At 66.4% G+C, this 17,854-nt stretch carries 19 protein-coding genes; 14 read left to right on the plus strand and 5 right to left on the minus strand.

The window, feature by feature from the left end:
* Positions 1–17: 17 nt before the first annotated feature.
* The 6 genes from NZ773_04440 to NZ773_04465 are packed head-to-tail and all read left to right on the plus strand — an operon-like array spanning position 18 to position 5,667.
* The gene (locus NZ773_04440) at positions 18–899 is read left to right on the plus strand and encodes a shikimate dehydrogenase (GenBank protein MCS6801175.1); all 882 of its coding nucleotides are present in this window, start codon (positions 18–20) and stop codon (positions 897–899) included.
* Complete coding sequence (gene aroC / locus NZ773_04445; GenBank protein MCS6801176.1) at positions 884–2,104, plus strand: chorismate synthase; 1,221 nt, start codon at positions 884–886, stop codon at positions 2,102–2,104. Before NZ773_04440 ends, aroC begins: the two co-directional genes overlap by 16 nt.
* Positions 2,101–2,961 carry a sugar phosphate isomerase/epimerase gene (locus NZ773_04450; protein MCS6801177.1) on the plus strand — a complete coding sequence of 287 codons (861 nt, stop codon included), beginning with the start codon at positions 2,101–2,103 and terminating at the stop codon, positions 2,959–2,961. The genes aroC and NZ773_04450 overlap by 4 nt, the downstream gene beginning before the upstream one ends.
* The gene (gene aroB / locus NZ773_04455) at positions 2,928–4,562 is read left to right on the plus strand and encodes a 3-dehydroquinate synthase (protein ID MCS6801178.1); all 1,635 of its coding nucleotides are present in this window, start codon (positions 2,928–2,930) and stop codon (positions 4,560–4,562) included. The genes NZ773_04450 and aroB overlap by 34 nt, the downstream gene beginning before the upstream one ends.
* A complete protein-coding gene (hslV, locus tag NZ773_04460; GenBank protein ID MCS6801179.1) occupies positions 4,559–5,107 on the plus strand; it encodes an ATP-dependent protease subunit HslV in 549 nt (182 codons plus the stop codon). Before aroB ends, hslV begins: the two co-directional genes overlap by 4 nt.
* Complete coding sequence (locus NZ773_04465; protein MCS6801180.1) at positions 5,104–5,667, plus strand: pyridoxamine 5'-phosphate oxidase family protein; 564 nt, start codon at positions 5,104–5,106, stop codon at positions 5,665–5,667. Before hslV ends, NZ773_04465 begins: the two co-directional genes overlap by 4 nt.
* Here NZ773_04465 and NZ773_04470 read toward each other — a convergent pair.
* Positions 5,622–7,076 (minus strand): hypothetical protein, encoded by a 1,455-nt coding sequence (locus tag NZ773_04470; GenBank protein MCS6801181.1) that lies wholly within the window; start codon positions 7,074–7,076, stop codon positions 5,622–5,624. The genes NZ773_04465 and NZ773_04470 overlap by 46 nt on opposite strands.
* Positions 7,077–7,282: 206 nt before the next feature.
* Here NZ773_04470 and larB point away from each other — a divergent pair, with 206 nt between their 5' ends.
* From larB to nrdR, 4 genes are all read left to right on the plus strand, one after another.
* Positions 7,283–8,047 (plus strand): nickel pincer cofactor biosynthesis protein LarB, encoded by a 765-nt coding sequence (gene larB, locus NZ773_04475; GenBank protein ID MCS6801182.1) that lies wholly within the window; start codon positions 7,283–7,285, stop codon positions 8,045–8,047.
* The gene (gene larE / locus NZ773_04480; protein ID MCS6801183.1) at positions 8,040–8,858 is read left to right on the plus strand and encodes an ATP-dependent sacrificial sulfur transferase LarE; all 819 of its coding nucleotides are present in this window, start codon (positions 8,040–8,042) and stop codon (positions 8,856–8,858) included. The genes larB and larE overlap by 8 nt, the downstream gene beginning before the upstream one ends.
* 3 nt (positions 8,859–8,861) lie before the next feature.
* Positions 8,862–10,043, plus strand: a complete 1,182-nt coding sequence (gene larC / locus NZ773_04485; protein MCS6801184.1) for a nickel pincer cofactor biosynthesis protein LarC — start codon at positions 8,862–8,864, stop codon at positions 10,041–10,043.
* A 110-nt stretch (positions 10,044–10,153) separates the two neighbouring features.
* Entirely contained in the window at positions 10,154–10,693 is a 540-nt protein-coding gene (gene nrdR, locus NZ773_04490; GenBank protein ID MCS6801185.1) for a transcriptional regulator NrdR, read from the plus strand.
* Here nrdR and NZ773_04495 read toward each other — a convergent pair.
* Positions 10,624–11,970: an ATP-binding protein gene (locus tag NZ773_04495; GenBank protein MCS6801186.1), complete on the minus strand. Its 1,347-nt coding sequence runs from the start codon at positions 11,968–11,970 to the stop codon at positions 10,624–10,626. The two genes, nrdR and NZ773_04495, sit on opposite strands and share 70 nt — an antisense overlap.
* Before the next feature lie 29 nt (positions 11,971–11,999).
* On the opposite strand from NZ773_04495, the gene NZ773_04500 reads away from it, so the two are divergent.
* Entirely contained in the window at positions 12,000–12,233 is a 234-nt protein-coding gene (locus NZ773_04500; protein MCS6801187.1) for a hypothetical protein, read from the plus strand.
* On the opposite strand, the gene NZ773_04505 is transcribed toward NZ773_04500, so the two are convergent.
* Positions 12,230–12,436: a hypothetical protein gene (locus NZ773_04505; GenBank protein MCS6801188.1), complete on the minus strand. Its 207-nt coding sequence runs from the start codon at positions 12,434–12,436 to the stop codon at positions 12,230–12,232. The two genes, NZ773_04500 and NZ773_04505, sit on opposite strands and share 4 nt — an antisense overlap.
* Positions 12,437–13,100: 664 nt before the next feature.
* On the opposite strand from NZ773_04505, the gene NZ773_04510 reads away from it, so the two are divergent.
* Complete coding sequence (locus NZ773_04510) at positions 13,101–13,685, plus strand: WHG domain-containing protein (protein ID MCS6801189.1); 585 nt, start codon at positions 13,101–13,103, stop codon at positions 13,683–13,685.
* Between the two features lie 153 nt (positions 13,686–13,838).
* Here NZ773_04510 and bfr read toward each other — a convergent pair whose 3' ends face one another.
* Together bfr and NZ773_04520 are read right to left on the minus strand one after the other, a co-directional pair.
* Positions 13,839–14,312 (minus strand): bacterioferritin, encoded by a 474-nt coding sequence (gene bfr / locus NZ773_04515; protein ID MCS6801190.1) that lies wholly within the window; start codon positions 14,310–14,312, stop codon positions 13,839–13,841.
* Positions 14,313–14,715: 403 nt separating this feature from the next.
* Positions 14,716–15,816 carry a class I SAM-dependent methyltransferase gene (locus NZ773_04520; protein ID MCS6801191.1) on the minus strand — a complete coding sequence of 367 codons (1,101 nt, stop codon included), beginning with the start codon at positions 15,814–15,816 and terminating at the stop codon, positions 14,716–14,718.
* A 285-nt stretch (positions 15,817–16,101) separates the two neighbouring features.
* Between NZ773_04520 and NZ773_04525 the strand changes: the two genes are divergently transcribed.
* Together NZ773_04525 and NZ773_04530 are read left to right on the plus strand one after the other, a co-directional pair.
* On the plus strand, positions 16,102–16,569 hold the full coding sequence (locus tag NZ773_04525; GenBank protein ID MCS6801192.1) for a CBS domain-containing protein: 468 nt from the start codon (positions 16,102–16,104) through the stop codon (positions 16,567–16,569).
* A gap of 97 nt (positions 16,570–16,666) precedes the next feature.
* A complete protein-coding gene (locus NZ773_04530) occupies positions 16,667–17,845 on the plus strand; it encodes a glycosyltransferase family 4 protein (protein MCS6801193.1) in 1,179 nt (392 codons plus the stop codon).
* The last annotated feature ends 9 nt before the right edge of the window (positions 17,846–17,854 follow it).

The following is a 17,854-nucleotide window of genomic DNA, read 5'->3' on the forward strand; positions in this document are numbered from 1 at the left end:
GCCGCTAGCATCGGCATGTGAGCCGTCCTCCCTTCCGAAATGGCCGCTGGCGCGCTGCCGTCATCGGCAAGCCGATTGGGCACTCGCTTTCTCCCGCCATCCAGAATGCTGCCTTTCAGGCGAGCGGCTTCCCGGCGTGGTACGAGGCGATTGAGGTCGACCCTGAAGATGTGCCTGCCTTGCTCGCGCTCGTGCGGGGCCCGCAGTGGCTTGGCGTGAATGTCACCATTCCCCACAAGGAAGCGGTCGCGCGGCTCATTGATGAGCGAAGTCATGAGGCAGCGCGCGCGGGCGCAGTGAACACGGTCGTCCGGGTCGGCGAAACGCTGGTCGGCCATAACACCGATATCGCCGGCTTTCTGCGCGCGCTCCGCGAGGACGCCCGCTTTGACCCGCGGGGATGCGCGGCCGTCGTTCTCGGCGCGGGCGGAGCGGCGCGCGCCTGTGCCGTCGCCCTTGCCGATGCAGGAGCGCGGCGCATTGTCATCGTCAATCGCGACCAGAGCCGGGCGGAGCGCCTCGCCGCCGACCTTGGAGCGGACCGCATTGAAGCTGCGCGCGGCGAGGAGGCGGCAGACGCTTGCCGCGCTGCGGATCTGCTCGTTAATGCCACCTCCGTCGGTATGCGCGGCGGTCCGGCGCCGGAGGCGCTTCCTCTGCCGGCTGGTTGGCTCCCGCGAGACGGTCTCGTGTACGATTTGGTGTACCGCCCGACGGAAACGCCGCTGCTGCGCGCTGCCATCGCCAGCGGGCTGCCGGTGCTGGGAGGGCTGGCGATGCTGGTCTATCAAGGCGCAGCGGCCTTCGAACTGTGGACTGGAATAGCCGCGCCCGTCGAGCGGATGCGTGAAGCTGCTGCAGCGAAAGTAGAGGAGGCGTCGGCGTGCTCCGATTCCTGACCGCCGGAGAGTCTCACGGCCCCGCGCTGACCGTTATCATCGATGGCCTGCCGGCGGGGATCCCGCTTGATGAAGAATGGATCGCGCGCGACCTTGCCCGGCGGCAATGGGGCCACGGCCGCGGCCAGCGGCAGAAGATCGAACGGGATCGCGCCGTCATTGAGGGAGGCGTCCGGTTTGGCGAAACGCTCGGCAGTCCAATCGCGCTCCGCATAGAGAACAAAGATTGGGAGAACTGGCGGACGAAGATGAGCGTCTCGCCAGTGGAGGAGGCGGTCCCGCCGGTGACGCGGCTGCGGCCCGGCCACGCCGACCTCCCCGGCGCGATGAAATACCAGACCGATGACGTCCGCAATGTCCTCGAACGAGCGAGCGCACGCGAGACCGCCGCTCGCGTTGCGGCGGGAGCAGTCGCTCGCCGCTTCCTCGACGAGTTCGGCGTCACCGTCCGCTCGCACACGGTCGCCATCGGGGGCGTGACCAATCCGATGATGGACGGCGACGAACGCGACATCGATTGGGACGCGGTTGAAGAGTCGCCGGTCCGCTGCGCCGACCCGGTGGTCGGGAAGCGCATGATCGAGGTCATTGACGAGGCGCGGATGGATGGCGACACCGTCGGCGGCATCTTCGAGGTGATCGCCACGGGCGTGCCGATCGGGCTCGGCTCGCATGTGCAGTGGGACCGCAAGCTGTCTGCCAAGATCGGGCAGGCGATGCTTTCGATCAACGCCGTGAAAGGCGTTGAAATCGGCGGCGGTTTTCGGCTGGCACATCTGCGTGGCTCCCAGGTTCATGACGTCATTCGGTTCAACGACGACCCGACGGCCATGTTCAACTGGAGCCACACTACTAATCGCGCGGGCGGGATTGTCGGCGGGATGACCAACGGCGAGGCGATCATCGTCCGCGTCGCGCTCAAACCGATCTCCACCCTCGCGAAGCCGCTTCCCTCGGTCGACCTCCGCACGGGCGAACCGGTGACCGCGCACTATGAGCGGAGCGACGTCTGCGTGGTGCCGGCGGCAGGGGTGATCGGCGAAGCGATGCTCTGTCTGGTGCTGGCAGAAACCTACCTCGAGAAGTTTGGCGGCGACCATCTTGCCGAGACTCGCCGCAACTTCGAAGCGTACGTCCGGGCGATCCAAAAGAAGAGCGCAGGCGACGCCATCGCGCGCGACTCGAGGTTAGAACCAGTCCTGTGAGCGTCCAAGACCTTCTAGGTCTCAATGTCAGCCGCGTCGAACACATCCGCGAGAGGATGCCCGCGCTCGGGCTGAAGCGGGCAGAACTGTTCGTTTTCTCCCGCGAAGAGCTTCCGGAGGTGCGGCGCGCGCTGGAGGAGCAGGGAGCACGGTTCTCCGTGCATACGCCGGTGCCGCGGCCGCGTGACTATCCTTACCCGCTCACATGGACATTCCTGAACTATGCTGACGCGGAACGACGCGACCTCTACTTCTCCCTAGTGCAGGAAACGGTTGAATGCGCGGCCGACCTCGGCGCGGAGTACGTCGTCGTTCACTATCCCGGTCCGATCACGAAGGCCTGCGAAGAGATCGGTCTCGCCCGGCTTTTTGAGATTGCGAACGAAAGCGCCGACCGGCTCGCCGAGCTGAGCGCGCGCACGGGCGTGCCGATCCATCTTGAAGGATTTGGCCCGAGCCCCTTCCTGAACAGCGAATTCATCCTGCGGGTGCTCGAACGACATCCGAACCTCGCCTACTGCTTCGATGTCGCCCACAACCATATCGCCGATCAGCGCGCGGACCTGACGTACTACGAGTTCTTGGAGGCGCTGCTGCCGCGTCTGGGGTCGGTGCACCTCTGGCAGACACGCAGTTACGAGGACTATATCGTTTACCGTCACCTTCCCTTGCATCCGTCGCAGACGCCCGAAGAGGGATGGGTCGATATCGAGCGGGTCGTCCGCACCATCCACCGCGCTCAGCCCACCGTGCCATTCGTGATGGAATCTCCCGGTAGGTTCCCTCACCCGTGGCAGCACCTTGACTACCGCGAAGGCGTCCGATGGTTGCAAGAGATCCTCGCAACATCGTCCTAACCGGCTTTTCCACCACGGGCAAGTCCACCGCGGGGCGGATTGCCGCTGCGCGGCTCGGCTTCGAGTTCCTCGACACCGATGCGATCATCGAAGCTCGCGCCGGGCGGCCGATTGCGGCGCTGTTTGCTCAAGAGGGCGAGGCGTGGTTCCGCGACCTCGAAAGCGCGGTGCTGCTGGAGGCACTGAGCGGATCGCGCCGCGTCATCGCGACCGGCGGGGGAGCGATCCTGCGCCAAGCGAACCGTGAGGCGATGCGCGCCCAGGGGATGGTGGTCGCGCTTGAAGCCGGGGTCGAGGCGATCCTGCAGCGGCTGGAACGCGAGCAGGAGGGGAGCCGACCGCTTCTCGCCGGCGAGGACCCCGCAGCGCGCGTCTCCGCCCTGAAACGGGAACGAGCGCCGCTTTATGCCGAAGCCGACTGGATCGTGCAGACCGACCACCTCTCCCCTGAGGCCGTTGCCGCCGAGATCGTCCGCGCGTGGAACCTCGTCCGCTACCGCATTGCCTCGCCGAGCGACGGAGCGCGGGCGGTCGTCACCACCGGTTCCGCGAGCTATCCTCTCTACGTCGGTGCCGGCATCCTCGCTCGCGTAGGGCCGCTGATCCGCGAATGGGCGAGCGGGGCGGTGTGGGTGCTTGCCGACGCGCGCGCAGCCGAGCTGTACGGCGAGCAGACCCTGCGCTCGCTTCACGATGCCGGCCTGACGGCAGCGCTCCGCGTCATTCCGAGCGGCGAAGCGAGCAAGGACCTCGGCGTAGCGGGCGAGCTGTATCGGTGGCTCGCCGCGCAGCGTGCCGAACGGCGCGATGTTATTGTCGCCCTCGGCGGCGGCGTGACGGGAGACCTTGCGGGCTTTGTCGCCGCCACCTTCCTGCGCGGGCTGGCGCTGGTCCATGTGCCGACGACCCTGCTCGCCATGACCGACTCGGCAATTGGCGGCAAGACCGGAGTAAACCTGCCGGAGGGGAAAAACCTCGTCGGCGCGTTCCATCAGCCGCGCCTTGTGGTGGCCGATGTCGAGGTGCTGCGCACGCTCCCAGAGCGGGAGTACCGCGCGGGATGGGCGGAGACGATCAAGCACGCGCTGATCCGCGACCCGGAATTGCTCGCGCTGCTGGAACGCCATGCCGACCGGCTCCTCGCCCACGATCGCGACCTGCTCGTCGACGTCATCGGGCGGAGCATGGCGGTGAAGGCAGAGGTCGTCTCGCTCGACGAGCGGGAGGATGGGCTCCGGATGATCCTGAATTACGGCCACACTGCCGGCCATGCCCTTGAAGCGGCCGGGAACTACGAGACGCTCCTGCACGGCGAGGCGATCGCCGTCGGCATGGCGGTGGCGGCCGCTCTCGGCGAGGCCATCGGCGTGACGCCCCCGGCGCTGGTCAAGCGGCAGAACGCCCTCATCGCCCGCTTTGGGCTGCCGCTGCGCGCACCGGTCGTGCCGTTCGAACGCGTCCTTGCTGCCCTTGCGGTCGATAAAAAAGTGCGCGGCAAGCGCAATCGCTGGATCCTGCTCGAGGAAGCGGGACGAACGACAATCCGCGACGACGTTCCGCCCGATCTGGTCGTGCGGGTGCTGCGCGAGGTGATGGCGTGACGACAATTCTGGCAGTACGGCGCGATGGACGCGTTGCCCTCGCCGGCGACGGCCAAGTGACGGTGGGAGACACGGTCATGAAGGCACGAGCGCGCAAAATCCGCCGGCTGCACCATGACACGGTCTTAGTCGGCTTTGCCGGCTCGGTCGCCGATGCCCTCACCCTCTTCGACAAGTTTGAGAGCCAGCTTGAAAAGCACCAAGGGAACCTCCGCCGCGCGGCTGTCGAGCTGACAAAGGAGTGGCGAACCGACCGCATCCTCCGCCGCTTGGAAGCGCAGCTCGTCGCTGCTGACCGCGAAACGCTTCTTCTCCTCTCCGGCGATGGGGAAGTGATCGAGCCTGACGATGACGCTCTCGCGATCGGCAGCGGCGGAGCCTACGCCCTTGCCGCGGCACGCGCGCTTCTCCAGCATAGCGACCTTGATGCCGCCGCGATCGCGCGGCGCGGCCTCGAGATCGCAGCCGACCTGTGCATCTACACCAACCGGGAGATTGTGGTGCTGACCTTAGAGCCGCTCGCGCCGAAAGGAGAACCGCGGTGAACCGCCAGCCGAACGAATACACGCCGATCACCCGCGCCCAGACCATCGAGCTTGAGAAGGAGGCGAGCCCAGAAGAAGCGGAGCGGGTGAAGCCGGAAGTGCTCGCCTTCATCCAAGGCCGCGGCGCTCCCTTCTTCGCGTTTCTCACGACGCTTCGGAAAGACGGTCGCCCCCATTGCCGTCCCGTCAGTACGTTCGTCGAGGGGTGGACGGTCGGCACGATCAGCCAAGACCTCCACCTCAAGAACCGTCACATCCGCAACAACCCGATCGTCGGCTATCTCTGGGTCGAGCAGTGTCCGCCGCCGGGCGTTCGGCCGAAGAATGTCTGGATGCAGGGAATTTGCGAGATTATCGATGACCCGGCGGAGATTGCCGACTTCTATCGCCGCCGCGAGGCTGCTCTCGGCCGGGGGGACCCGCATGCCGACGAGGAATGGAACCGCCTTCTGCTGCGAACTCGCCCCCAGTTCGTCCGCGCCGAGGGCTTCCTCGGCAGACTGAAGCCGGCAATCTATCGGACGTTCGACGAGGGAATGTCCGGCTCGTCCAGCCCGTAAGCGAGCAGCTGGCCCGACCAGCTCCGCGCTGAGGCGGGCGCGGCGGCGTTCCGCAGTCCGCTCTCGACGACAATCATCGGCGAGCCGCCCACAAGATAGGTGGTGGGCTCGCCGGGAACCGTGTTCGCCGTTGCCGGAGGCAGCTCGATGAAATAGGCCCCGCCTTGGGGCCGGATCGCGCGCGTCCGGCCGAGTTTATCGACCAGCTGGGCCTCGCCTGCAGCAGCCGGCAGGGTGTAGACGGCAGGAGCGGGCGTCATGTTCCAGAGCACGGTGGTCCTTGTCCCCGGCTTCGAGAACGTGACGCGCACTACCCCTTTTTCGACTGAGCGCGTGGCTGGCCCTGCTCCTTCAAGAAACTTCACCGCCGTCTTCACGGCATGGTAGGCAGGCTTCGGAACGCCATTGGCGCTGACGAGCCCATACGGCTCCGCCCCGCGCGGATACTCCGGATCGTCGCGCATCTTGTAGAAGCCGATGCGTTCAACGCCCGCCGCGAGCGCATTCGCGACCGCCTGAATGATGTAGGAGGCCTGCTCGTCCATCGTGACGCGGTAGTCCGAGCGAGGCAGGGGCGATTGCGGATCGTCGTGCGGGACCACGTTCGTCTCGTTGATCCAGATCGGCTTATCGATCCCGTAGGCGGCGAGCAGCTGCTTGTAGTAGACAGGCACCTCGTAGAGACTGGCGGGGTCGTTGTAGAGGTGCAGCACCACGGCATCGAAGTAGTAGCCGTTCGCCGGCGCAGTTTCGTCACCTGCTGCTACATCGAGGAACCGCTTAAAGAACAGTTCGCGGTTATATTTCTTGTCCCACCAATAGGTCTGGCCGCCGAGTGCGATCGTGACATTCGGATTGACCGCTTTGGCAGCGAGGTAGGCGCGCTTGACGAGACGATAGTAGTCCGTGACAGAGCCAGACCAGCTGTAGATGGGGAAGGTCGGGTCCCAAATATCAGGCTCGTTCCAAATCAGCCAGGTATCGATCCGCCCGCGGTAGGTAGAGACCACTCGCGAGACATACGCGGTCCAGAGATTGTGCGGGTCATCGGGAGCCAGGGCGAAATTGCGCGGCGGGTCGGCCGGCCGGCCGGTCCCATTCGCCCAAGCGGGCGGGCTCATCAGGAGGCCGACGATCGTCCGGCCGGCGGCGAGCTCGGCGTTCAAATCCGGGTCAGGGAAATAGAAGGGGTTCCAATCGTTCGGGCCGTTCGGCTGCAGCCCGTGCCAGAGGAAGGAGACCCGCTGCCAGGAGAGCCCGGCTTCGCTTGCGAGCGCTCCCGCCCGAAACGCCTCCACGGCGCCAAAGATCCCCGTCGGTTTCGAGGGAGCGGACCCTGCGGCCGCGAGCGCCGGTGCAAGAAGGGCGAGAAGCGCGGCGAGTGCGCCGCCAAGGGTTACCGTTCGCACACGCGATCCACGATGCCGAAGATTGGCACCAAGGTTGTAGCCGACCAGGCAAGCCATCGTCAAGATGGCCCCTCTTCTTGGATCGCTGCCGCGCATCGTCCTTCCCGTGAGAGCACGCCGCCTGTCAGTTGAAAGCATCCCCGCTGCACGCTTGGGGAACTGCGTGCTGGCGATCGGCGCATTGCTATACTTCGGCGGAGGCTCTCATCGACCGCGCGCACTTGCTGGAACTGCTCCGTCAGGTCAAGACGGGTGAACTCGATGAGCGGGCCGCTCTTGCGCAGCTTGAGCGGCTGCCGACCGAGGACCTCGGCTTCGCTCGTCTTGATCACCATCGCGCGCTGCGCTGCGGCTTTCCCGAGGTGGTGTACGGAGCGGGCAAGACGCCCGACCAACTTGCCGCCATTGTGCCGCGGCTTGCTGCCGCCTCTCCCACGGTGCTCGTCACGCGGGCTGAGCGCGCCGGGTTCGAAGCGGTCGCGGCCGTCGTGGCAGATGCCGTCTACTATCCGGCGTCGCGCGCGATTGTGGTCGACCGGCGCGCCGACCGCTCCGGGACTGGGCTTGTCGCGGTCGTGGCTGCCGGCACTGCGGACCTCCCCGTTGCGGAGGAGGCGGCGCTCACCGCAGCGCTGATGGGCGCGCGCGTCGAGCAGTTCACCGATGTCGGCGTGGCAGGAATTCACCGCCTGTTCGCTGTCTTGCCGACGATCCGGAAGGCGCGCGTGGTCGTTGTTGTCGCCGGGATGGAAGGCGCGCTGCCGAGTGTCGTCGCCGGCCTCATTGCGCGGCCTGTTATCGCAGTGCCGACCAGCGTCGGCTACGGCGCCAATTTTGGCGGGCTCTCGGCGCTGCTGACGATGCTGAATTCGTGCGCTAACGGGATCGGCGTCGTCAATATCGACAACGGCTTCGGCGGCGGGTATCTCGCTGCCCTCATCAACGCGACGCCGGAGGAAGAGCATGCATGAGAAACTCGACCGGCTGCGCGCCATCATCGGCGAGCTCGGGAGCGCGCTTGTCGCATTCTCCGGCGGGGTCGACAGCGCCTTCGTTGCCGCGATCGCCTACGACACGCTCGGCGACCGCGCGCTCGCCGTGACAGCCAACTCGCCCACCTTGCCGGCGCGCGAACTGGCAGAGGCGAAAGCGATCGCGGCGCAGATCGGCATCGCGCATCGAGTCATCGAGACGAACCAGCTCGAACACGCCGCCTTCGTCGCCAACAACCCCGACCGCTGCTTCCACTGCAAGGTCGATCTCTATGAGCGGCTTGTTCCCCTCGCGCGCGCCGAGGGATATGCCGCCATCCTCGACGGGCTGAACGTCGATGACTTAAGCGACCACCGCCCCGGCCGCGACGCAGCGGCACGGTACGGCGTCCGCAGTCCGTTGGTCGAAGCCGGCCTGACCAAGGCGGAGATCCGGGCTCTTTCCCAAGAACGCGGGCTTCCGACGTGGGACAAGCCGGCAATGGCCTGCCTCTCCTCGCGTATCCCGCACGGCACGCCGGTGACGCTCGAAGCGCTGCGGCGGATCGAAGCGGCAGAGGAGGCGCTCAAGGCCCTGGGCTTCCGCCAACTGCGGGTGCGCGACCACTACCCCGTCGCTCGGATCGAACTGCCAGTCGAGGATTTCGCTCGGCTGCTGGATGAGCCGCTGCGCCGGCAGGCGCTGGAGGGGATTCTCGCCGCAGGCTATCGCTTTGTCACCCTTGACCTTGCCGGCTTTCGAAGCGGCAGCCTCAACCCTCTCTCCCTCCTCGGGCTCTCCACCGGGTAAGGCGTGCGGGCCGCCTACTTCGACGTCTTTGCCGGGGCGAGCGGCGACATGCTGCTCGGCGCGCTCATCGACGCCGGCGCCTCGGCAGCGGAAATCACCGCGGCTCTGCGCACCCTTCCGCTGGAGGGCTGGGGGCTGGATGTCCGACCGGAGCACCGCGGCGTTATCGGCGGCACCCGGGTCGAGGTGTGGGTCGATCCGGCCCTTTCTCAGCCGCAGCGCCGGCTCGCCGACATTGTCGCCGCGGTGGAGCAGTCGCAGCTGCCCAGCCGCGTCAAGCGCGATGCGGCCGCGGTTTTTCGAGCGCTGGCGGAAGCCGAGGGCCGCGTCCATCGCCAGCGGCTGGACGATGTCCACTTCCATGAGGTCGGCGCTGTCGACTCGATTGTCGATATCGTCGGCGCGGTGGTAGCGCTCGAACTGCTCGGCATCGAGCAGGTGTTCGTCTCTTCGGTGCCGCTCGGAGGCGGGATAGCCCAGACCGCGCACGGAAAGATCCCGGCCCCTGCCCCAGCAACCCTCGAACTGCTTGCGCGTGCCGGCGCGCCGGTGCGGCCAAGTTTCGGCGCAGCGGCAACAACCGAGATGGTCACCCCCACCGCGGCCGCCTTCTTCGCGGCCCTCGGCGTCTTCGAGCAGCCGGCGCTTCGCCTGACCACAGTTGGCTACGGCCTCGGGGCACGCCGCCTTCCTGACCTGCCGAATGCGCTGCGCGTGCTGATCGGCGAGCGCGACGAGCCCTCCGCCCCGCTCCTCCTCCTTGAAACGAATATCGACGATCAGCCGGCGGAGCAGCTCGGCTACGTGCTGGAACGCCTCTTCGCTGTCGGCGTTCGCGACGCGTGGTTCACTCCAATCCAGATGAAAAAAAGCCGTCCCGCAGTGATGATGAGCGTCATTGCGGAAGCAGCCCAAGAGCGCGAGATCGCCGACCTCCTTCTGCGCGAGACCAGCACGCTCGGCGTGCGGGTCATCCCGATCCGCCGCCACGAAGCTGAGCGGGTTGTCAAAACGGTCGAAACGCGCCTCGGCCCCGCTCGTGTCAAAGTGAAACGGCTCGAGGGACGGCCGGTCGCCGCCGTGCCGGAGTTCGAGGATTGCCGGCGTCTCGCCCTCGAGCATGGGCTGCCCATCGCTGAGGTGTACCGTCTCGTCGAGAGCGCGGCGCGCGGCGCGATGGACTAGTCCAAGCACTCGAACGGCCGGCCGACACCGCCTCCGCAGCCCACCACCAGATGTGGTACAGTCGGCAGCAAGCGACAACAGTCCACGGCCCGAACGGGGCGGAGTGACCGATGAAATGCCCATACTGCCACCACCGCGATTCCAAGGTGGTTGACTCTCGCGATAGCGAGTTGAGCATTCGTCGCCGGCGCGAATGTCTCAACTGCGGACGCCGTTTCACCACGTACGAACGCGTCGAACTTGCGCCGCTGATCGTTTCGAAGCGCGACGGGCGGCGCGAGGAATTCAGTCGCGAGAAGCTGCTCGCGAGTGTGCGCAAGGCGACGGACAAGCGTCCAGTCGCGCCGGGACAGGTGGAAGCGATCGTCGAAAGCATTGAAGCGGAACTGAACCGTCTGCCCGGCAATGAGATCGCAACCGCTGAGATCGCCGAGCTCGTTATGGCGCGCCTGCGCCAGCTTGATGACATCGCCTACATTCGCTACGCAAGCGCCTACCGCGAATTCGGCGACCTCGAGCGGGTGCGGGAAGAGCTTGAACGTCTTGCGACAACGCGAGAGCGTGAGCGGCAGCTGCGCGCTCAGCCTCCGCTGTTCTCGCTGGACGATTTCGAGACCGTTGCTCGCACCGAGCGCGCGCCGACGCGGTAGTTCTCCTGCTCGCCGAGCAGGCTGACGACCAACTGGCGCGCCAGCCGCCCCGACCGTCCGGAGTGCTGGATCTCCCAGTGGATGGCGCGCTGCCGGAGCTCCTCGGCCGAAAGAGTGAGGCCGGCTTCGGCCGCAATCGCCTCAACCATCCGCAGATAGAGCGGCCGATCTGGAGGGGGAAAGAACACCCGGATCCCAAAGCGGTCGGCGAGCGACAGCTTCTCGTCTTGGCGTTCGCGGGCGTGGACCTCGACCTCGGCCGACCGCTCTGTCCACAGTTCGGCGACTAGGTTGTGTCGGTTCGAGGTCGCGTAGACGAGCACATTCGGGGGGCGGGCTTCGATGGTGCCGTCGAGCAGGGCCTTCAGTTCCTTGTACTCGCTCTCCCCTGCTTCAAACGAGAGGTCATCAACGTACAGGATGAACCGCTCGTGACGGTGACGAAGCGTCTCGACGATCGCGGGGAGGTCGCCGAGATCGGCTTTCGCGACTTCGACCAAACGGAGGCCGCGGTCGCCGAAGCGGGAGAGGAGCGCTTTGATGGTTGACGATTTCCCGGTGCCGCGTGCGCCCGCGATGAGGACGTCGTTTGCCGGCAGCCCCGCGACAAACTGCTCGGTATTGCGGATCACCGGCGCGCGCTCCCGCTCGTAGCCGACCAGCATTTCGAGCCGCGGCAGGTCGGGCGCGTCCACGCCGCAGAGGCGGCCGCCAGCCCAGCGGAAGGCGCGGTAGCGGCGAAAGATCCCGCTACCGCGCCGGTAGGCCGCGAGGAGCGTTTCGAGCGCAGTTTCGGCGTCTGGGGCAGCAAGCAGCGCCGCCTTCTCCTGCTGACGCTCTGGGTCAGCGGGCTGAACCGGCAGCGGACAGACCTCTGTCCACGACTGTGCCGCTCCTGAGAGCGCCTGACGCACGCCGCGAAGGAGGCGGAAAAGGACCCCCAGTTCGTCGCGCGCGCGACGGCGGATCGCCTCGCCCAGCGGGGCATCCGGAGCGCGGTCGAGCTTCTGCGCCAGCACATTGCTGTCCGCAAGGAGGCGGTCGAGCATCCAATCGGTAAAGGCATCGCCGACCACCGGCGCCGCGGCAAGCTCGGCTCGGGCAACAAGCGCGAGGCTGAGGCGCGCTTCCGCCGCCGGTCCGGCAGCGGTCGGCGCGGCGCTCAGCGCGGCCTTGAGCAAGGAGCCGATTTCATCCTCGAAGATCCCGGCGAAGAGCGTCAGTTCCTCGAGCGCCTCGCTCAGAGCCGAGGGAAGATCGGCGGAGCGATCGTGCATGATTCTGCCCACCCTTTGCGCATGCAGCGATGAATACGACCTGTCATTTCTGCGATGGCGAGCATCCGCTCGATGCTGCGGGAGCGCTCCTCTGCCGGCCGAAACGCCGCTTCAAGAGCGCGTTTGAGGCGGCACTCGGCGCGCCGCCCCATCGCCAAGTCGAGGTTCTGCTCGGCCGGGTGGTCTTCCTCGGCGAACGGCCGAACCCGGAGTTCGTGCGGTCGCTGCTCGAGCGGATCGCCCGCGACGGCTGGCCTGCCTAAATCCGCAAGGCGGTAATTTCGCGCGAGAGCGTGTTGCCCTTGATATGAATCCGCACATGGGTCACGCGCAGCCGGATCGTTCCGCCGGCTGTCTCGAGCGTAAATTCGTCATTGCGCTCGAAGCGATAGTCGCTGTCGATCGTCGCGAGCGATTTGGCTCGAGCGCCGCTAAAGGGGTCGGCCTCGAAAATCTCGGTGCGCATCGCTCTCTCCTTTCCTGCAGTGTAGCGGAATTGTGGGGTTGTCACCGGCGAGTACGATTCCAGGGAAAGAGGTCGTCCTGCCACCTTGGGAGGCTGGAACGCGGGGCGCAGCGCGCGCTGGCGGGTCGTCGCGCCGGCGAGCGCGGGTTCGGACAAGCACCAACGCCTCGCGCTGACCGGCTCTGAGACGAGGGCGCTCCCCTGCGGCGAGCAGCCCTCTGCACGCTGCTGTTTGAGGGGCAGGAGCAGCGGTTCCTGAACGGTCGCGGGCGCGGCAAGAAGAAAACGCCCTCCCGCCCGAGCGCGCTGGCGGTGCGTTCCGCTGCTGCGGTTCTGACACGATCTCTTCGCTTGGTGTGAACGATACGGGGTGTCCGTCTGATGCTGGAACCGCAAGCGCACTTTCGTTGACAACGTCGGTCCTTGTTGAGCAGGAAGGAACTCGGCGCTGCCAAGAGGCTGCGCGCGCCGCGAGCTACGCTGCCCTCTCCGCGATCGCGAAAGGGCCGCCGAAAGGGGCCGCAGCCGGGAGAATGCGCCGCCGACGGAGCGGCGTATTCCCGCCCTCCCCTTGGCGCGCCGGCAGATTGCGGTCAAGCTGAGCCTTGCCCAGCGCCGGGCGCAACCTCATGCCCGAGCGGCCGCGATCACTCGGGAGTGTGTGATGCCTCGTGCTCGCCTCGATACTGCGACGGTAATTCGAGCTGCGGCGGAGCTCGCGGACGAGCGTGGTCTCGACGGCGTCAGCTTCACCGCGCTCGCAGCGCGTCTAGGAGTTCGCGGGCCGTCGCTCTATCACCATGTCGCTGGACCCGCCGCACTACGCCGCGCGATCGCCTCGCTTGCCTTCACCGAATTGGCGGACCGTCTCTCTCGGGCGACAATCGGCAAGGCGCGCGACGAAGCGGTCTATGCGCTTGCCGAAGCGTTTCGCGACTATGTCCGCGCGCATCCCGGCCGATACGCCGCAACCGTCCCCGCGCCGCCGCCGGAAGACCGGGAACTCGCGCGCGCGAGCCGCGAAGTGCTGCGCGTGGTCCTCGCGGTGCTCGCTGGCTACGGCATCAGCGGTCCAGACGCGGTTCACGCCACGCGGCAGCTGCGCGCCGCAATGCATGGCTTCGCGACCCTCGAAAGCGCAGGCGCCTTCGGCGCGCCGATCGACTTCGATGAGAGCTTCCGCCGCCTGATCGCGACGGTTATCGCCGGCGCCCTCCGGCCGGCCGCAGGGTCAAGTTCGCTCAGCTAGCGCTCCTGACGGCTCCCGATGAAAAGCGGGGCCAAAGGATGGCGGGCGGCCAGCGCGCCGTGTCCGCGAGCGCACGCCCCCTGCTTGAGCATGGCGCTGCTTCAGAGTGGGAGAGCAGCTGGCATCCGGGGGGAGGGGTGCGCCGGCTACCCGCTAGCCTTGGCGCAGTTGGCGGCTGAGATAGTATTCGAGGCCGATCTGGCGGATGATCTCAAGCTGGGTCTCAAACCACTCGACGTGCTCTTGTTCCTCGCGGATCATCTCCTCGAGCATCGCTCGGGTCGCATAGTCTTCGGCGTCATTACAGACCGCGATCCCGGCCTGGAGGGTCGCGATCGCCCCGAGTTCTGTTTCTCGCCCGAGATGAAGCATCTCCTCGACGCTGCTGCCAACACGCAGCGGGCTGAGACGCTGGATATTCGGCTTTCCTTCGCGGAAAAGGATGTATTTGATCAGCGCCTCGGTATCGCGCATCTCCTCGATGCTCAGCGCGCGGAAGCGGTCATGGAGCAGCTCGAACCCCCAGTTTTGGCACATCGCAGCGTGAATAGCATATTGGTCGACCGCTGTCAGTTCGTTGGCCAATGCTTGGTTCAAGATATCGAGAACAGCTGGGTCCGACTTCATGAGAGCGCTCCTTTCTGTCGCCGCTATCGGGCGCGGGCAGCAGCGTCCGCGCTGAGCAGGACGCAAGCGGTGCGCGGCGGAGACAATGGATTAGTATTAGCGAACTTTTGAGATTAGGCAATACTAATCATTTTTCTCTGCGGTGAGCGGCAGGAACGCGCGCTCTCCGGCAGCAGCGGAACGACGCGACGTCGGGAGCAGAGGAGGAGGCGGCGGCAGTATTGAAGGTCAGGCAGGAGCGAGGCGAGCGTTCTGTTTCCTCGCTCTGCGGCGCTCGGCCGGCGTGCCGGCAGAACGACAGCCCGCCTGACTCGCGGAGGGATGGCGGAGGCAGGCGGGCGGCTGGCGTCGCCGTCGCGGCCAAGCGGCCGCTGACGGTCCATCTTTGAACGGGGGACAGTTCCTACGCCGGCTTATAGGCGAACCAGCGGCTGTGGTGCGCCGACGTGCTGCTGGGGAAGTTTTCGATCTCAGAGTCCGGGCCCGCGCTCGTCTGGAAGCCTGCGGCGCGCAGGGCGGCCGGGAAATCCCAGTAGGCCCAGCCGAGTTCGTACGGCTCGGCGTTGTCGCGAATGATGAATTCGCGCAGGTAGGCGTCGAGGGGGTTCCATTGCGGCGCTTGGCCAACATCCATCACCGAGAAGAGGCCGCCCGGGCGAAGAACGCGGTACACTTCGCGCACCACCTGCTCGCCAACCTCGACGGGCACTTCATGGAAGAGGATGAAGCAGTGGACGATATCGACGCTGTTGTCCGGCAGCTTCAGGTCCTCCGCGAGCATCTGGGCGAAGGTGACATCGAGCCCCATTTCGACGGCGCGCTTGTGGGCATAGCGCAGCATCGGCGCTGAACAGTCGATCCCCCACACCTCAGCGTGCGGCAGCCGCTCTTTCCAGGCTGTCGTGCTTTGGCCGATTGCGCACGCGAGATCGACAACCCACTCGACCCGGCCAGCAGGGAGGGGAACGCTGTTCACCATGTTCCGCTGGAGGGAGTCGTCATCATTCTTGCCGCCGAACAGCAGTTTCGTGCCGTAGTGATAGAAATAGCCGGCGAGCGGATGATCCGCGTAGCCTCCCGGTTGACGATGGAAATACACCTTGGTGTAGTACTCCGGCAGCTTCAGCGTCGGGTCCAGCAGGAGCCGGCCGGGACCGCGGCTGGCGAATTCCTCCAGTTCGCGGAGAAGCTCCGCTTCGCGCTTGCCGTATGTCTCGAGCAGCGCGACGCCCCGCATGTCTTGGGTCGAGCGGAACAGCCGCCGGTGGGCCTGCAGGATCGGCAGCGCATCAAGCTCAGCGCGGATCTCCTCTACTGAGGCCGGCTTGCGGCCGTGGCGCGCTTCGAAGGCAGCCTCGAGCTGGGCATACCGCTGCTGGAGGGCCGGGGTCAGGTCGTTGATCGCAAAGACACGCATCCCCTCAATGAAATCGAGGTACGCGGCATCGTCAGCGTCCGTCGCCCCGTCAAGCGTGCCGATGCGGCGGGGGAACACATCAACCATTATCTCCTCCAAACATTGCCTCTTTCTTCCTCAGTGTAGACGACACGCGCAAAGATGTGCACCCGGCGCGATTTCGCGCCTCTCGCAAGCGCTCTTCCTGCAGCAGCGATGCCCGCGAACTGCAGCTGTTCGCGCTCCGCGGTGAAGCTGGCGTGCTACAATCGGCCGAAAGAGGGGTCTCATGACCGCGACCGATATCGTTGCCCTGCTGATCCTCAGCTTCGTAGTTCTCGTCCTCGGCGCGATCATCGTACCGGAATTCCTTCGCCGCCCCTCGATGAAGCCGTGAAAGTTGAAGAGTTGATGGACCGTCAGCCATTGACGGCCCGCCCCGAGACGCCTGTTCGCGAACTGGCGCGCCGCATGTACGAGACGCGCCGCAGTTCGGTCCCCATCGTCGATGAGGCGGGGCATGTTGTCGGCATCGTCACGATGACCGACCTCGTCGCCCGCAACGCCAATCTCCACTTCCCGCGGTATATCCAGTTGCTCGATAGCATCATCTATCTCGAGAGCACGAAGGAGTATGAAGAGGAGCTCCGGCGGATCCTCGCCTCGACCGCGGGCGAGCTGATGACGGCTCCCGCGCGAACCGTTCGTCTCGGCAGCGACGCCGGTGACGCTGCGGCGGAACTGTTTGAGCAGAAAATCACGGCGCTTCCAGTCGTGGACGATGCTGGTCGGCTAGTGGGACTGCTCAGCCAGTATGAGTTCCTTAAGCTGATCGCCGAAGAGCCCGCTCCCGCCGAGTGAGCGTCCCCCTGACCGTCTGCCGCCTGCGGGAGCAGCCGGCCGGGAGGATGAGGGCTGACTGCTGCGGTTCTCTTCGACCGACTGGTGGGACGTCGGCGTGAACATCGTTCTGCTTGGCTGCTTTGCGCTGTCGCCCAAAGGCACCGTCGCTCAGCGCGCCTTGCCGCTTGGCCGAGCGCTCGCCCGACGGGGGCACCGCGTGACCCTGCTGATCCCGCCGTACGACAATCCGCAGGAAGCAGGGCAGACCTGGACGGAGGAGGGCGTCCGCGTCGAAGCCTTGACGGCTCGGTTCGGCCTGCTCGGCTGGACCGCGGCGCTCATCCGTCGCGCGCTTGCGCTCCGCCCCGACGTCATCCACGCCTTCAAGCCGGTCGGCCCTTCCGGAGCAGCGGCCTTCCTGCTCGCCCGGCGTTTCCCGCTCGTGCTCGACCTCGACGATTGGGAAGGGTGGCGCGGCTTTGCCCGCGTGGGCGGCTACCCGTTCCCGGTTGCGGCGGCGATGGAGATCCAGGAGCGGCTGACTCCGCGGCGAGCGCATCAACTGACGGTGGCGAGCCGAGCGCTCCGAAAGCGCGAAATCGGGCGCGGCTGCCCTCCGTCACAGCTCCACTACCTCCCGAACTGCGTCGACGCGGCGGCCGTGGCGGGCGACCCTCCTTCTCCGGAGGCAGTCGCCGCCTTTCGCGCGGCGGTCGGAGCGACCGACTGCCCGATCGTCCTTTTCGTGGGACATGTTCCTGCCCACAACGACCTCGACCTTGCGCTCGCGGCGCTCGCCCCGATCGCAGAAAGCAGCGTCGACTTCCGCTGGGTGGTGGTGGGTGACGGGCCCGGACTTCCTCCGCTTCGGGCAGCACTCCCGCCCGCTCTCGCCGAGCGGACCCGGTTTCTCGGGCGGCTGGCGCGGCCGGCGCTCCGCGTCGCGTTTGCGGCAAGCCGGCTGCTGCTTGTCCCCGCGCGCGACACTCCCATCAACCGCGCGAAGTGCCCGATGAAGGTCGTTGATGCGCTCGCTGCTGGGCTGCCTGTTGTCGCCCCGGCGATCGGCCAGCATCTCGAGTACATCGTTCACGGCGAGACGGGGCTCCTCACTCCAGTCGGCGACCTGCGAGCGCTGGCAGCGGCCGCACGCCAGCTCCTCGTCGACCCCGCGTTCGCCTCGCGGCTTGGGAGAGCGGCCGCCGAACGGATGCGGCATGGCTTTACCTGGGACCATTGGGTCGGGCAAGCGGAGCGCGCATACCGCGCCGCTGCAAACGGTATACCATTCTAGGGAGATTTG

The organism is Dehalococcoidia bacterium, assembly GCA_025054935.1.
GTDB lineage: Bacteria > Chloroflexota > Dehalococcoidia > SpSt-223 > SpSt-223 > JANWZD01.

Coding starts and splice junctions, on each gene's coding strand:
- aroB (MCS6801178.1), top strand. CDS start 2,928: ATGGTTGCAAGAGATCCTCGCAACATCGTCCTAACCGGCTTTTCCACC.
- larE (MCS6801183.1), top strand. CDS start 8,040: ATGCATGAGAAACTCGACCGGCTGCGCGCCATCATCGGCGAGCTCGGG.
- nrdR (MCS6801185.1), top strand. CDS start 10,154: ATGAAATGCCCATACTGCCACCACCGCGATTCCAAGGTGGTTGACTCT.
- NZ773_04495 (MCS6801186.1), bottom strand. CDS start 11,970: ATGCACGATCGCTCCGCCGATCTTCCCTCGGCTCTGAGCGAGGCGCTC.
- NZ773_04500 (MCS6801187.1), top strand. CDS start 12,000: ATGAATACGACCTGTCATTTCTGCGATGGCGAGCATCCGCTCGATGCT.
- NZ773_04505 (MCS6801188.1), bottom strand. CDS start 12,436: ATGCGCACCGAGATTTTCGAGGCCGACCCCTTTAGCGGCGCTCGAGCC.
- NZ773_04510 (MCS6801189.1), top strand. CDS start 13,101: ATGCCTCGTGCTCGCCTCGATACTGCGACGGTAATTCGAGCTGCGGCG.
- bfr (MCS6801190.1), bottom strand. CDS start 14,312: ATGAAGTCGGACCCAGCTGTTCTCGATATCTTGAACCAAGCATTGGCC.
- NZ773_04520 (MCS6801191.1), bottom strand. CDS start 15,816: ATGGTTGATGTGTTCCCCCGCCGCATCGGCACGCTTGACGGGGCGACG.